14 protein-coding genes are annotated in these 13,767 nt (G+C 68.9%); 10 read left to right on the top strand and 4 right to left on the bottom strand.

The annotated features are described in order from the left end of the window. The first annotated feature begins 16 nt into the window (after positions 1 to 16). The 5 genes from J3P31_RS02075 to J3P31_RS02055 are packed head-to-tail and all read left to right on the top strand — an operon-like array spanning position 17 to position 3,832. Positions 17 to 688, top strand: coding sequence for an amino acid ABC transporter permease (locus J3P31_RS02075; RefSeq protein ID WP_210526725.1), 672 nt, complete (start codon positions 17 to 19; stop codon positions 686 to 688). After that, positions 688 to 1,359 carry an amino acid ABC transporter permease gene (locus tag J3P31_RS02070; RefSeq protein ID WP_210526724.1) on the top strand — a complete coding sequence of 224 codons (672 nt, stop codon included), beginning with the start codon at positions 688 to 690 and terminating at the stop codon, positions 1,357 to 1,359. Before J3P31_RS02075 ends, J3P31_RS02070 begins: the two co-directional genes overlap by 1 nt. Continuing rightward, the gene (locus J3P31_RS02065; protein ID WP_210526723.1) at positions 1,360 to 2,094 is read left to right on the top strand and encodes an amino acid ABC transporter ATP-binding protein; all 735 of its coding nucleotides are present in this window, start codon (positions 1,360 to 1,362) and stop codon (positions 2,092 to 2,094) included. Between the two features lie 6 nt (positions 2,095 to 2,100). Beyond that, complete coding sequence (locus J3P31_RS02060) at positions 2,101 to 3,018, top strand: isoaspartyl peptidase/L-asparaginase (RefSeq protein ID WP_210526722.1); 918 nt, start codon at positions 2,101 to 2,103, stop codon at positions 3,016 to 3,018. A gap of 22 nt (positions 3,019 to 3,040) precedes the next feature. Further along, the gene (locus J3P31_RS02055; RefSeq protein WP_210526721.1) at positions 3,041 to 3,832 is read left to right on the top strand and encodes a transporter substrate-binding domain-containing protein; all 792 of its coding nucleotides are present in this window, start codon (positions 3,041 to 3,043) and stop codon (positions 3,830 to 3,832) included. A 34-nt stretch (positions 3,833 to 3,866) separates the two neighbouring features. On the opposite strand, the gene J3P31_RS02050 is transcribed toward J3P31_RS02055, so the two are convergent. Next, the gene (locus tag J3P31_RS02050) at positions 3,867 to 4,871 is read right to left on the bottom strand and encodes a LacI family DNA-binding transcriptional regulator (RefSeq protein WP_210526720.1); all 1,005 of its coding nucleotides are present in this window, start codon (positions 4,869 to 4,871) and stop codon (positions 3,867 to 3,869) included. Positions 4,872 to 4,918: 47 nt separating this feature from the next. Between J3P31_RS02050 and J3P31_RS02045 the strand changes: the two genes are divergently transcribed. Both J3P31_RS02045 and J3P31_RS02040 read left to right on the top strand, forming a co-directional pair. Then, positions 4,919 to 5,848 carry an ROK family protein gene (locus tag J3P31_RS02045; protein ID WP_210526719.1) on the top strand — a complete coding sequence of 310 codons (930 nt, stop codon included), beginning with the start codon at positions 4,919 to 4,921 and terminating at the stop codon, positions 5,846 to 5,848. Continuing rightward, positions 5,845 to 6,570, top strand: a complete 726-nt coding sequence (locus J3P31_RS02040) for a copper homeostasis protein CutC (RefSeq protein ID WP_210526718.1) — start codon at positions 5,845 to 5,847, stop codon at positions 6,568 to 6,570. The genes J3P31_RS02045 and J3P31_RS02040 overlap by 4 nt, the downstream gene beginning before the upstream one ends. 17 nt (positions 6,571 to 6,587) lie before the next feature. Here the strand turns inward: J3P31_RS02040 and J3P31_RS02035 are convergent, their stop codons facing one another. Genes J3P31_RS02035 through J3P31_RS02025 form a run of 3 tightly spaced genes read right to left on the bottom strand, consistent with a single transcriptional unit; the run spans position 6,588 to position 9,644 of the window. Next, positions 6,588 to 7,412, bottom strand: coding sequence for a carbohydrate ABC transporter permease (locus J3P31_RS02035; protein ID WP_210526717.1), 825 nt, complete (start codon positions 7,410 to 7,412; stop codon positions 6,588 to 6,590). Continuing rightward, positions 7,409 to 8,317, bottom strand: coding sequence for a carbohydrate ABC transporter permease (locus J3P31_RS02030; protein WP_210526716.1), 909 nt, complete (start codon positions 8,315 to 8,317; stop codon positions 7,409 to 7,411). Before J3P31_RS02030 ends, J3P31_RS02035 begins: the two co-directional genes overlap by 4 nt. 52 nt (positions 8,318 to 8,369) lie before the next feature. After that, complete coding sequence (locus tag J3P31_RS02025) at positions 8,370 to 9,644, bottom strand: ABC transporter substrate-binding protein (RefSeq protein WP_210526715.1); 1,275 nt, start codon at positions 9,642 to 9,644, stop codon at positions 8,370 to 8,372. 291 nt (positions 9,645 to 9,935) lie between these two features. Between J3P31_RS02025 and J3P31_RS02020 the strand changes: the two genes are divergently transcribed. Genes J3P31_RS02020 through J3P31_RS02010 form a run of 3 tightly spaced genes read left to right on the top strand, consistent with a single transcriptional unit; the run spans position 9,936 to position 13,764 of the window. After that, a complete protein-coding gene (locus J3P31_RS02020) occupies positions 9,936 to 11,096 on the top strand; it encodes an ROK family protein (protein ID WP_210526714.1) in 1,161 nt (386 codons plus the stop codon). Between the two features lie 37 nt (positions 11,097 to 11,133). After that, positions 11,134 to 12,627 (top strand): M81 family metallopeptidase, encoded by a 1,494-nt coding sequence (locus J3P31_RS02015; RefSeq protein WP_210526713.1) that lies wholly within the window; start codon positions 11,134 to 11,136, stop codon positions 12,625 to 12,627. 48 nt (positions 12,628 to 12,675) lie between these two features. Beyond that, positions 12,676 to 13,764 (top strand): ABC transporter ATP-binding protein, encoded by a 1,089-nt coding sequence (locus J3P31_RS02010; RefSeq protein ID WP_210526712.1) that lies wholly within the window; start codon positions 12,676 to 12,678, stop codon positions 13,762 to 13,764. Positions 13,765 to 13,767: the final 3 nt, after the last annotated feature.

The following is a 13,767-nucleotide window of genomic DNA, read 5'->3' as shown; positions in this document are numbered from 1 at the left end:
ACAAGGCGGGTGGCCCGTGCGGTTCGACCTCACCGTCCTCGTGCCCCATCTGGGCTTTCTGGCCGAGGGGGCGCTGCTGACCGCCCTGGTCTGCGGGCTGGCGCTGGTCGGCGGCGTGATCCTGGGCATGGTCGTGGCCATCGCCCGCACCTCCTCGAACCGCGTCGTCAACCGGATCGCGGCGGCCTATGTGGACCTGTTCCGGAACATCCCCTTCATCGTGCAGCTGTTCTTCTTCTACTACGGCCTGCCCGAGATCGGGATCTTCATCGACGCCTTCACCACCGGCGTCGTCGCCCTGTCGATCGCCGGCGGGGCCTATGCCTCGGACGCGATCCGGGCCGGCATCCTCGCCATCGACACCGGCATCCTGGAGGCCGCCGAGGTGAGCGGCCTGTCGCGGCGCACCATCTTCCGCCGGATCGTCCTGCCCATCGCGCTCCGCACCTCGGTCCGTCCGCTGGGGTCGGTGCTGATCAACATGATCCTCACCTCGTCGGTCCTGTCGACGATCACGCTGAACGAGCTCACCGGGCAGGCCAAGATCGTGGCCTCGGACACCTTCCGGCCGTTCGAGGTCTATTTCGTGCTGCTCGTGGTCTATGCCGCCCTGACCTACCTCGTGTCGCTCGGCATCGCGCTGCTGCACCGGCGGCTGAACCGGGACCTGTCGGAGCCGGTCGGCTGATGCGCTACACCGAGTTCACGCCCTACGACCTCGTGCTGCTGGCCCAGGGGCTGGGCGTGACGGTCGCGCTGTTCCTGGGGACGTCGCTGATCGGGCTGGCGGTCGGCACGCTCTGGGGGATCGTCCGCTACTACCGCGTGCCGGGGCTGACGCAGATCATCACCTTCGTGGCCGAGCTTCTGAAGAACTCGCCCGTCTTGGTGCAGCTGTTCCTGGTGTTCTTCGGGTTTCCTGCCTTCTTCCACCTCGACCTGGGACCGGTCGGGGCGGCGGTCATCACGCTGTCGGCCAACACCGCGGCCTTCGTCTACGTGATCGCCGTGTCCGCCATCGAGTCGATCGGCCGCGACCAGATCGAAGCGGCGCGGGTCTTCGGCCTCAGCCGCTGGCAGGTGCTGCGCCATGTCATCGCGCCGCAGGCGGCGGCCTTCTCCATCGGACCGCTGACCGCGCTGCTGGTGAACCAGTTGCAGGTGACGTCGCTGATCTCGGTGATCGGGGTCATGGACCTGTCCAAGATCGGGGCCACGCTGAACCTGCGGACGCTGAAGCCCTTCGTGGTCTGGAGCGTGGTCGGCCTGCTTTACTACCTTGCCGCCAAGCTGGTTGCGACGCTGGGCGCGCGGATCGAACGACGCCTGCGGGCGCATACCGCCTTTCGGGGGCTTTGAATGCTGAACGTCGAGCAGGTCAGGAAGACCTTCGGGACCGTGACCGTCCTGGACGGCGTGAACCTTGCGGTGAAGCCGGGCGAGGTCGTGTCGATCCTGGGCTCATCGGGGTCGGGCAAGTCCACGCTGATCCGCTGCATCAACGGGCTGGAGCGGCTGGACGGCGGGCGCATCACGGTGGACGACTTCGACGTGTCCAAGCCGCGCGAGCTGGCCGAGGCGCGCAAGCGGTCCGGAACGGTGTTCCAGCTGTTCAACCTGTACCCCCACATGACGGCGCTGCAGAACATCACGCTCGCCCCGATCGAGGTGCTGAAGCGGTCGCGCGCCGAGGCCGAGGACGAGGGGCGCGCGCTGCTGGCGTCGGTCGGGCTCGGGGACCGGGCGGAGGCCTATCCGGCGCAGCTGTCGGGCGGCCAGAGGCAGCGCGTCGGCATCTGCCGGGCGCTGGCCATGAGGCCGCGCTACCTGCTCCTGGACGAGGTGACGAGCGCGCTGGACCCCGAGATGACCTCCGAGGTGCTCGATATCTTGGCGAAGCTCGCCTCGGGCGGGACGACCATGCTGTTCGTGACCCACGAGATCGAGTTCGCGCGCCAGATCTCGGACCGGGTCGTGTTCCTCGAGAAGGGGGTGCTGCTGGTGGACCTCCCCACGCGGGACTTCTTTGCGGCCGGGGGTGGGCTGGCGCAGCCACGGGTCGCGCAATTCCTCTCCAAGATGCGGAAAGACTGACACGTCATGTTGCTGATCGCGAATGCGGAAGGCTGGCCCGGCATCCCGACCACGGTCGACCTGCTGAGGTCGGGGGCCGACAGCCTGGCCGCCATGGTCGCCGGCATCGGCGAGGTCGAGGCCGAGACCAAGGTGCGGAGCGTGGGGCGCGGCGGCTGGCCCAACATGCTGGGCGAGATGGAGTTCGACGCCGGCGTCATGGACGGCACCACCCGCGCGGTGGGCGCAGTCGGCGCGGTCCCGCATACGCTGCATGTGGCCCGGCTCGCGCATGAGGTGATGAAGCGGCTGCCCCATGTGATGCTGACCGGCGCGGGCGCGCGCCGCTTCGCCTCGGAGATCGGCCTGCCCCAGGAGGACGTGCTGCTGCCCGACAGCCGGCGGGTCTGGTGGGAGAGGCTGGAGCAGGAGCTGCCGCCCGAGGCGCTGGGCCGGTTCCCCGACGTCCCGCTCGCCCCCCTTCTCAAGGCGATCACCGACCCGGAGCGGGTGCGCGACACCACGGTCTACCTGACCGCCGACCCCCGCCGCGGCATCCATGCCGCCACCTCCACCTCGGGCTGGGCCTGGAAGTATCCCGGCCGGCTGGGCGACAGCCCGATCCCGGGCGCGGGCTTCTATGCCGACAGCCGCTATGGCGCGGCGGCCTGCACCCATACCGGCGAGATGACGATGCGCTGCGCCACCGCGCGGACGATCGTCCTGGCCATGAAGCTCGGGCACACGCTCCGGGACGCGGTCGCGCTGGCCGTCGAGGAGCTCAGGGAACTCCGTGAGGGGTTCCTGGGGGGCGTGGTGATCCACGCCGTCGATGCCCATGGCCAGCACCAGGTCACCAATTTCCGCTGCGAGGGCGAGATCCGCTACTGGCTGTGGGAGGATTCGATGCCGGAACCCGAACTCAGGGCAGCGCAGACTGCATGAGCCAACAGAGAGGAACCCCCTGATGAACCGCATTCTGTCAACCTTTGCCGCCATGGCGCTGGCGGCCGGCGCGGCCGCGCCGGCCATGGCCGACAAGCTCGACGACATCCGCGCCGCCGGAGTCGTCCGCATCGGCGTGTCGCTGGGCGGGGAGCCGATCGGCTTCCGCGACGCGCAGAACAACCCGGTGGGCTATGACGTCGACGTCGCCACCATGCTCGCCGAGAAGCTGGGCGTCCCGGTCGAGTTCACGGACGTTTCGGGCGACGCGCGCATCTCCATGCTCGTGTCGGGGCAGCTCGACATCGTGGTCGCGAACACCTCGGCCACCCTCGAGCGGGCCAAGACGGTGGACTTCAGCATCCCCTACAACCGCGCGGGCCTGCGGGTGATCGTGCAGGCGGACTCGGGCATCCAGAGCCTCGAGGATCTCGCGGGCAAGTCGGTCGTGGTCGGGCGCGGCACCACGGGCGAAGCCTTCATCAAGGAAGCGGTCCCGGAGGCCGAGCTCGTCTACGTGGACCAGTTCGCGCCCGACGGCGTGCTGCAGCTCCAGCAGGGGCGCGTGGACGCCGCCATCGAGGATTCCTCGCTGCTCGACTACCTCGCGACGCAGAACCCGTCGCTGGTGACCCTGGAGGGGCTCTACTCGAACGACCCGATCGGCATCGCGGTCGCGAAGGGCGATCCCGAGTTCGTCCGCTGGCTGGACATGTTCGTGTCGGACTACATCCAGTCCGGGGCCTATGAGGCCAACTACAAGAAGTGGTGGGGCGAAACCGCGAACCCGCCGGCGCTGACGCCGCTCTGGTGAGCGCCCGGGCCGGGCGGCCGCGGCGGCCCGGCCCCTACCCTGTCGCGCGGGCCACGAACCGCGTCGGCACCAGCACCGGCGACCCGGCCGGTGCGAACCCCTCGGGATCGCGGAGGAAGCGCATCATCTCGCCCAGATAGGCGGCCTTGTCGTAGCCGATGGACGAGATCGGATAGGCGCCGAACTCCAGGAGCGAGATGTTGTCGAAGCCGTAAAGGCGGAAGCGTCTGGGCTGCCCTTCGGGAAAGTCCTCCCGCCGGGCGTCGAGGATGCCCATGGCCGTCGCGTCCGAGGTGCAGAACACCGCGTCCGGCGCGTCGGGTCCGGCCATCAGGTTCCCGGCGTCCCGGCCGCTGGCATAGGAGTAGTCGCCCCGGATGGTCCGCCTGAGCTCGATCCCGCACCGTGCGAGGGCTTGATGGTAAAGGTCGATGCGCGCCTGCTCGACCAGGGAGGAGGCGCGTCCGGTGACGAGCGCGGCCGTCCGCACGCCCTTGGCGGCCGCATCGGCGGCGGCGGCTCCGATCCCCGTCGCTTCGTCCGGCATGATCGCGGGCGAAAGCCGGTCATGCCGCCCGTTCAGCATCAGCACATGATCGGAATGGAACAGCCGCCGCACGGTGCCCGCGTCGGCGAAGTCCGAGAACACCAGCGCGGCGTCCACATGGTAGGCGATGCCGCGGCGCAGGAACTCCTCGACCCGGTCGCCCGACCCGATGCGGATCAGGATCACCTGCTTGCCCACGGCCTGCGTCTCGGCGATCAGGAGGTCGAACAGGTCGAGGTCCGACAGGTCATGGATGTGATTCACCAGCACCGCCACGAGATCCACCGTCTTGGTGGTCAGGCTTCGGGCCATGGGGTTGATGCGGTAGCCGAGCTGGTCGGCGGCGGCGAGGACACGTTCCCGGTTGAGCGCGGAGACGGGTCGCTTTTCCGAGAACAGCGCCCGCGAGGCCGTCGCCCGCGACACGCCAGCCAAACGGGCCACGTCGTCGATGGTCGGCGCGGGCAGACGATGTTCCGGAGATCCTGCCATCCTGCTTTCCCCACCTTTGCTGAATCGGCCTGCCTGCGATGACACAGATGCCGCCCCCGCGCCGCGCCCGCCAGCCCATTGTCTGCTTTGACATCGGGGGGTCGGCAATAAAGGGCGGCACCGCGACCGAGGCGTCGGCGGTCGTCCCGCTGGGGCGGGTCGCGACGCCGGCCCACGACTTCGACGCCTTCGTCGTCGCCATCGCCGGGATGGCCGGAGCGTCGGAAGGTCCAGTCGCCATGTCGATCACCGGGGTCGTCGATCCGGAGACCGACCTGATCACCGCCGCCAACATCCCCTGCATCGACGGCCGCCGCCTCCGGCCCGACCTGGAGGAGCGGCTTGGCCGCCCCGTCCTGATCGCCAACGACGCGGACTGCTTTGCCCTGGCCGAAGCCGGCGCCGGGGCGGGTCGCGGGCACCGGATCGTCTTTGGGGCAATCCTCGGGACCGGCGTGGGTGGCGGGCTGGTGATCGACGGCCGCATCGTGACGGGGGCCGGGGGCTTTGCCGGGGAGTGGGGCCATGCCCCGGTCGCGGCCATGCGGGCCGGGCATCCCCCGGTGGACCTCCCCCACCTGCCCTGCGGCTGCGGCCTGTCGGGCTGCGTGGACACGGTCGGGGGCGCGCGCGGAATGGAGCGGCTGCACCGGCACCTGCACGGGATCGCGCTGCCCAGCACCTCGATCGTGGAGGCCTGGCTGGCCGGGGATGCCGCCGCCGCGCGCACAATCGAGGTGCAGATCGACCTGCTCGCAAGCCCGCTGGCGCTCGTGCTCAATGTGATCGGGGCCGACATCGTGCCGGTCGGCGGCGGCCTGGGCCGGGTGCGCCCCTTCGTGAGCCGGCTGGATGCCGAGGTCCGGGCCCGCATCCTGCGGAGGACCGACCGGCCCATCGTCGTCCCGGGCGAGATCGAGGTCGAGGCCGGGCTGGTCGGGGCGGCGCTGCTCGCCCTGTCGGAGGGTTCGGAATGAGCGCGCCCCTGCTCGAGGTCTGCGTCGCGGACCCGGAAAGCCTGGAGGCGGCCGTCGCCGGAGGGGCGCAACGGATCGAGCTCTGCTCGGCGCTGGAACTGGGCGGGCTGACGCCCTCGCCGGGGCTCATGCGGCGCGCGGCGGAGGCCCCGGTGCCGGTCTACTGCCTCGTACGGTCACGGAGCGGCGACTTCGTCTATGGACCGGCGGACATTGCGGCCATGCGGGCGGACATCGCAGAGGTCCGGAGGCTGGGCCTCGCGGGGGTGGTGATCGGCGCGTCGCGGCCGGACGGGTCGCTGGACGAAAAAGCCCTGGCAGACCTGTCCGAGGCGGCGGGGCCGCTGGGCCGCACCTTGCACCGCGCCATCGACCTTGCTCCGGACCTTGGGGCTGCAACGGACACGGCTGTCCGGCTCGGCTTTGAACGGGTGCTGAGTTCGGGCGGGCAGCGGACGGCCCCCGACGGGATCGAAGGGCTGCGCCGCATCCACGGGACGGCGCGGGGCCGGCTCAAGGTCATGGCGGGATCGGGGGTCACGCCGGCCAATGTGGAGGCGCTTCTCCGGGCCGTGGCGGTGGACGAGGTTCACAGCTCGTGCAGCGTGGCCCATCCGGTCGAGGGGCCGGCGGCGATCCGGCTGGGCTTTGCCGAGGCCACCCGCCGGCGCACCGACGCGGGCGTGGTGGCCGAGTTCCGGCGGGTGCTTGCCGCCGTTTGATCGGGCCTGGCCGTGGGCTACTTGCCCGCGCCGCCCAGGAGTCCCCGCACGAAGGATTTCTGGAACAGGAGATAGGCGGCCATCACCGGCACCACCGAGATGACGGTCGCCGCCATCAGCGGTCCGTATTCCACCTGCAGGCTGCTCGCGAAGCCGGCGATCTGCACCGTCACGGGCCGCGCCTTGTCGCTGGCCGTCAGGGTGATGGCGAAAAGCAGGTCGTTCCAGATCGCCCGGCTTTGGATGATCGCCAGGGCTGCGAGGCCCGACGCCGAGGCGGGCAGCAGCAGCTTCCAGAAATAGAGGAAGGGGCCGCATCCGTCGATCAACGCCGCCTCGTACATCGAGCGGGGCACCGAGGCGAAGAAGTTCCGCATGAAGAACGTGCAGAAGGGCACGGCGTAGGCGGTGTGCACCATCCACATCCCCGGGATGGTGTCGTGCAGCCCCATGCGCTGGACAAGGAAGAAGAGCGGGATCTGCACGATCTGGAACGGCACCAGCATCCCGGTGAGGAGGAGGAAGTAGACCACCTTGCCGCTCGACCCGCGCATGTAGGCCAGCGGATAGCCCGCCAGAGCCCCGACCAGGATGGAGAAGGCCACGGCCGGCACCGTGATGGCGATGGAGTTGAGGAAGCTCCGCCCCATCCGGCTGATCGCGGCCGCGTAGTTCTGCCAGTAGAATTCGGTGGGGAGGGCCAGGACACGCGTGATCTCGACCGGCGACTTGATCGAGGTGATCACCGCGACCACCAGCGGCGCCAGGAACAGGATCGCCATCCCGTAAAGGACCGTGCGCGTGAGGACCGTCTGCCGCTGCCGGAGGGTGGTGCTCATCATTCGGCCTCGCTGTCCTGCACGCGGCGGGACATGTAGATGATGTAGGGCATGATGATGACCGCCGCGATCGCCATCAGGTAGACGGCCACGGCCGTCGCCCGGCCCATCTCGAGCCGGCCGAAGGCGAGGTCATAGGTCAGCGTGGCCAGGACGTCGCTGGAATAAGCGGGACCGCCCCGGGTGGTTGCCCAGACGACGTCGAACAGCCGCATCGCATCGATGGCCGACATGCCGAGCACGATGATCGTCGAAGGCCAGAGCAGCGGGAAGCTGACCTTCCAGAACACCTGCCAGGGGGTCGCCCCCTCGATCCGCGCGGCCTCGATGCATTCGACGGGCACGTTGCGGAGGCCCGCGAAGAACACGAGGAACGCGAAGCCGGTCGTCCACCAGGCCACGGCCCCCATCAGCGCGTAGTTGACGACGCCGGGATCGCCGAGCCAGTTCTGCGCGAGGCCCCCCAGGCCCACGAGGTCGAGGACCGTGGTCAGGAGCCCGTTGTCGGGTTCGTACATCCAGCGCCAGATCGCCGCGACGGCGACCGCCGGGATCGTGAACGGCAGGAAGAAGATGATGCGGAAGGCGCGCTCGCCGCGGATGCCGCGGTCAAGGATCGCGGCCAGCAGCAGGCCGAGCCCCGACGGCACCACGAGCATGAACGCCACCCAGATGACGTTGTTGCGGACGGCCCCCAGGAAGCGGGTGTCCTGGGCGAGGCTCAGGTAATTCTGAAAGCCGACATACCGCATGGTGGGGGCGAAGCCGTCCCAGCTGTGCAGCGACAGCCGGATGCTGGAGATCACGGGATAGATGTAGAAGACGGCGAACAGCAGCGTCGGGAGGGCCAGGAAGCCCAGATGGGTCCAGTCGGTTCGCGAGAAGCGTCGGGTCGGCTGAATGGCCATGGTCCTCTCCCTTTGGTCGCGGGGACGGCGCCGGGGCGCCGTCCTCAGGATGTCACCACTGGATGAAGGCGTTGTCGGTCAGCGCCTGCTGACGCAGCCCTTCGAGGGTCGTCACCAGCTCTTCCTTGACGGTGTCGGAGGGGTCGATGGCAAACCGCTCGATCTGGACGCCAAGCTCGGTGCCGACCGAGGTCGGCAGCAGGAAGAACAGGTTCGGCAGGACGGCATTGGCCTGCGACGCTTCGGCGAACTGCCGCGAGAAGGTCGAACCGGCATAGCCGTAGACCGACGGATCGACGTTCACGTTCGGCGCGAGCGAGCCCTTGGGCACCGCGAAGGCGGCCTGCCCCTCGGTCGAGGCAGCGGCCTCGATGAACTGCTCGGCCGCGGCGATGCTGCCTTCGGTGCCCTCGGGGACGGCCAGCACGTCCATCTGGAAGATGGACTTGCCTGCCGTGCCGGGCGCCTGGAACATGTCGAAGCCCTCACCGGCGAGGAAGTTGGCCTGCTCGAAATAGGCCGCGACCCAGATGCCCATCATGAACATGGCGGTATCGCCGTTGATCACGTCGTCGGCGGTCTGCGTCCAGGTCTTGCCGCTCCAGTTCTCGGCGTAGCAGGAGACCATGCGGTCGCGGTAAAGGTCCAGGGCTTCGCGGAACTCGGGGCTGTCGAAGCCGAGCTCGCCGCGCGCGATCTTGTAGTAGCCGTCCTCGCCCACCACGGACACCAGGGCGGCGTAGAAGTTGTACAGGCTCCAGAACGGGCCGCCGGCGTTGCCCAGCGGCTGGTAGCCCGCCTCGCGCAGCGCCGTGCAGGCGGCGGTGAAGCTGTCCCAGTCGGTGGGCGGCTGGAGGCCCAGCTTCTCGAAGGCAGCCTTGTTGTAGAAGACATTGTTGATCAGAGACAGGTCGAAGGGCACGCCGTAGGGCACGCCGTCCACCTTGACTACGCGCTGGACGCCCTCGGGGAAGATCTCGTCGCCCTTGATCCGGCTCCAGACGTCGGTCAGCGGATGCAGGCGCCCGCCGTCGACGAAGGTCTTGAGCTCGTAGGCCATCGAGCTCTGGTAAAGGGCGGGGGGCTGGCCGCTCAGGAACGCGGTCTGGAGCTGGCGGCGCAGCTCGACGACGTTGCCCGGGATGATGACCCCGGTGAACTGGGTGTCGGGGCTCGCGGCGTTGCCCGCCTCGATCAGGGCGTTCATGCCGGCCAGCTCGGAACCGGCGGCGTAGTAGTGCCAGATTTCGTACGTGTCCTGGGCCAACGCAGCCGTGCCGCTCCATGCAAGCGCAGCCATGCCGGCGAGCCAGCGAGATGCCTTCATCTTCCAACCTCCTTCAGGCCGACGCTTCTTGTTCCGGATGAACCGATATAATCTGTCGGCAAGAAAAATGTTGGCGCAAGAGCGAGGACGAAGTCAACAATTTCTCCTCGAGGTCTGGCCGGGAACGAGGGCATCCCGCGCCGCGCGCCAGAAGTACGCTTTTTCTTGGCTAATTTTACTGCAAACGGCCTAGTCGCGCGGAGACGCGGGGCGATCGCTGCAGCTTGACGCTTGACACAACATCCGATGGTTGCCTAGTTTTTCTTCCATCAAGATTAAATAGGCCCAGATGTGGACAGGTTCTACCTCCGGCGGTTCCATGCGAACGCCATCTTCCATTGCATCCGGGTCGAGCCCAATATCTCGCAGCGGGAGATCGCCGACCGGACCGGCTTCGACAAATCCACCGTGTCCTCGGTCGTCAACGAGTTCGCGGAACGCGGACTGATCGAGCGGAAGGTCAAGACGGGCGAAGCCCGCCGGGGCCGCCCTTCAGAAGGGCTGATGATCTCGCCCGGCTCGGGTGTCCTGGTCGGGGTGCAGGTCGAAGCCTCCGAGATGGAGTTCGTGCTCTGCCGTCTTGATGGGTCCCCCCTCGCGTCCCGGGTGAAGGCGTTCAGCGGCGACTTGCGGGGGCTCGAGGACTTCATCCTGTCCGGCCTTTCGGATCTGGTCGCCGAAGCGGGCGCGACGGCGCCGATCCTGGGGATCGGCGTGTCGTTGCCCGGGCTCGTCAACAACGAAGGCATCCTGGTGCATGTGCCCGTCCTGGGCTGGCGCGACGTCGATATCGTGGAGCGCCTGGGCCGCGTCTGCCCGGCCCCCGTCTTCGTCGGCAACGACGGCAAGGCCGCCGCCATCGCCGAGCACATGTTCGGGGCCTGCATCGGGCTCGACAACTTCATCTACCTGTTCTCGGGGTCCGGGGTGGGCGGGGCGCTGTTCCTGGATGGAACGGTGCACAAGGGGGCGGCGGGCCTCGCGGGGGAGCTCGGCCACATCAAGATCGTGCCGCAGGGTCGGTTCTGCACCTGCGGGGCGGCGGGCTGCCTGTCGGCCTACCTCTCCGAATCGGCGCTGCTGGAGGAAGTGGAGCGGCTCAGCGGCTCCCGGCCGGAGTCGTTCCGGGACCTCCTTGCGCGGGCGGACAACGGGGACGCTGCGGTCCTGAACGTGCTGGATCACGCGGGCGACGTCCTCGGCTCGGCGGTGTCGAGCCTCATCAACATCTTCAACCCGCCGGTCGTGCTCCTGGGCGGGGACCTGGCGCTGGGCGAACGCTACGTGGCTCCGTCGCTGGAACGGTCGCTGCAGCGGCTGGCCCATCCGGCGATGAACTCCCGCTGCACGGTCAGGTTCGCCGGCGACGGCTCGGGTCGCCCCAGGCTGGGGGGCGTGGCTCTGGCCCTGGATGGGGTCACCGGCCTCGACGGCTCCCATGTGCTCCCGTGATGTCCGGGAGCCCACGATTTCATCAGAAGGTTGCATCATGCGAATAGCCATCGTCGGGCTGTCCATCGAGATCATGCTGTCCTCTCCGGTCCCGACCGGCGACTCGGCGCTTCAGGAGTATTCGGCCGAACAGATGCGCGACGGCGATCTCTGGATGGTGCGCGGGATGCTCGCGCGGATCGCCGAGGAGCCGGACATCGAGGCCGTCCCGCTCTGCTGGGTGACGGCGCTTCCGGGCGGGGCCATGACAGGCGCGGCCTACGACCGGGTCAAGCGGCAGACGCTGGAGCAGTTGAGGGGCGCGGGTCGCCTGGACGGGGTTCTGGTCGTCAATCATGGGGCGCTGGAGGTCGAGGGGCTGGACGCCGACGCCGACACCGACTTTGTCTGCGCCATCCGGGAGCAGGTCGGCCCGGCGATGCCGATCGGCGTGTCCCTGGACCTGCACGGCGACATGACTCCGGCGCTGCTGGAAGCCGGGACGGTCTTTTCGGTCCTTCGGACCGCGCCGCACCGGGATGACCGGCAGACGGGCTACCGGGCGGCGGACCAGCTGATCGCGGTGCTTCGGAAGGGACTGACGCCGAAGAAGGCCGCCGTCAGCATCCCGATCCTGGTGCCCGGCGAGACGGCGGTGACCGCCCTGCCCCCGGCCGACCGCCTTTACGGCGGCCTGCGCGCCTATGACGACGTGCCGGGGATGATGGAGGCCAACATCCTTGTCGGGTTCGCGTGGAACGACCGGCCCTGGACCGCCGTCACCGCCCTGGCCGTCAGCGAGAACGATGCCGCCCTGGCGCGGGAACAGGCCGCGCGGCTCGCCCGCGAGATCTGGGACGCGCATGAGGAGTTCATCCTCCGCATGGAAACGGCCGAAGTCGAGGAGGGGCTGGCGCGCGCGAGGTCGAGCGAGACGCGGCCCGTCTACCTGTCCGATTCCGGCGACAACACCACCGCGGGCGCAGCGGGCGACCTGACGCTGGTGCTCCAGGCGGCGCTGCGGCAGCCCGCCGGAGAGGACATCGTCATCGCGGGCATCACCGCGCCCGAGACGGTCGCGCGGCTCCTGGCCGCCGGCAAGGGCCAGGAGGTCGAGATCGTGCTGGGGGACGAGCACCTGTCACGCCCCAGGACGGCGCAGCGGGTCACGGCGCGGGTCGAGGACTGCGGCGAGTGGCTGGAGCTGGGCGGCTTCCAGCCCTACCGATCGCGCGAGAGCGCCTGGGCGAAAGTCCGCATCGGCCATGTCGTCGCGACCTTCCACGCCCAGGCCATCGGTATCACCACCCCGGGCCATTTCCGGGCCATGGGCATCGATCCGCTCGGGCATCAGGTCTACGTCGTGAAGCTGGGCTACCTTCACCCCCAGCTCGAGGACATCGCGGCGCGGCATATCCTGCTGCTCAGCGACGGGACCTCGCAGCTCGACATGACCCGCCTCGAATGGAGCCGCCTGCCGCGTCCGACCTGGCCCCTGGACAAGGGATTCGACTGGACGCCGGAGGGGCGCGTCTATGGGGACGAGAACTGAGGACGGCCGTGGCGCGAGGCGCCGGACAACAGCAACAGGGGGATCGCCATGGCAGTCGTAACGATCGACAAGGTCGAGAAGGCCTATGACGGCGTCAGGACGGTGCACGGCATCGACCTCGAGATCGGGGACGGCGAGTTCATCGTGCTCGTGGGGCCCTCGGGCTGCGGCAAGTCCACGACGCTTCGCATGGTGGCGGGGCTTGAGACGATCACCGGGGGCGAGATCCGGATCGACGGCCGCCGGGTGAATGAGCTCGATCCCGGCGAGCGGGACATCGCGATGGTGTTCCAGAACTACGCGCTTTACCCGCACCTGAGCGTGGCCGAGAACATCGTCTTCGGGCTCAGGCTGCGGAAGGTCCCCAAGGCCGAGATCCGCGAGCGCCTGGCCCGGACGGCCGAGGTCCTGGGCCTGGGGCAACTCCTGGAACGCAAGCCGCGCCAGCTTTCGGGCGGGCAAAGGCAGCGCGTCGCGATGGGCCGCGCCCTGATCCGCAATCCGGCCGTGTTCCTGTTCGACGAGCCGCTGTCGAACCTGGACGCCAAGCTGCGGGTGCAGATGCGGACCGAGATCAAGCAGCTCCATGCGCGCATTCCCACCACGACCCTTTACGTGACGCATGACCAGGTCGAGGCCATGACGCTCGCGGACCGTGTCGTGGTGATGAACAAGGGCCGGATCGAGCAGATCGCCCCTCCCGAGGAGCTTTACCGCCGCCCCGCCACCCGCTTCGTGGCCGAGTTCATCGGCTCGCCCGGGATGAACTTTTTCGCGGCCACGATCGAGCGGGGGGAGACCGGGCCGGTCGTCCGCCTGGCCGATGGGCAGGCGCTGGCCGTGCCGCCCGAGCGGGCGGGGCAGTTCGCGCCGCATGCCGGACGGCCCATGCTCCTGGGGATCCGGCCCGAGCATTTCAGCATGGCAGCCGCCGGAGTTCCGGCGCTCCGGATCACGTCCGGCCTGGTCGAGCCGCTGGGCATGGAAACGCTGGTGCATTTCGCCCTGACCGGAGAGCCGGCCGTGGCGCGGCTGTCGCCCGATCCCGCCCTTCGCCCGAACACAACGCTGGTCCTGGCCGTGGACATGGGCAAGGTCCATCTGCTCGACCCCGCGTCCGACCAGGTTCTGGCGTGATCC

Source organism: Rubellimicrobium arenae, from assembly GCF_017916275.1.
Taxonomy (GTDB): domain Bacteria; phylum Pseudomonadota; class Alphaproteobacteria; order Rhodobacterales; family Rhodobacteraceae; genus Rubellimicrobium; species Rubellimicrobium arenae.
This window is presented reverse-complemented; position numbering and strand designations above follow the sequence as displayed.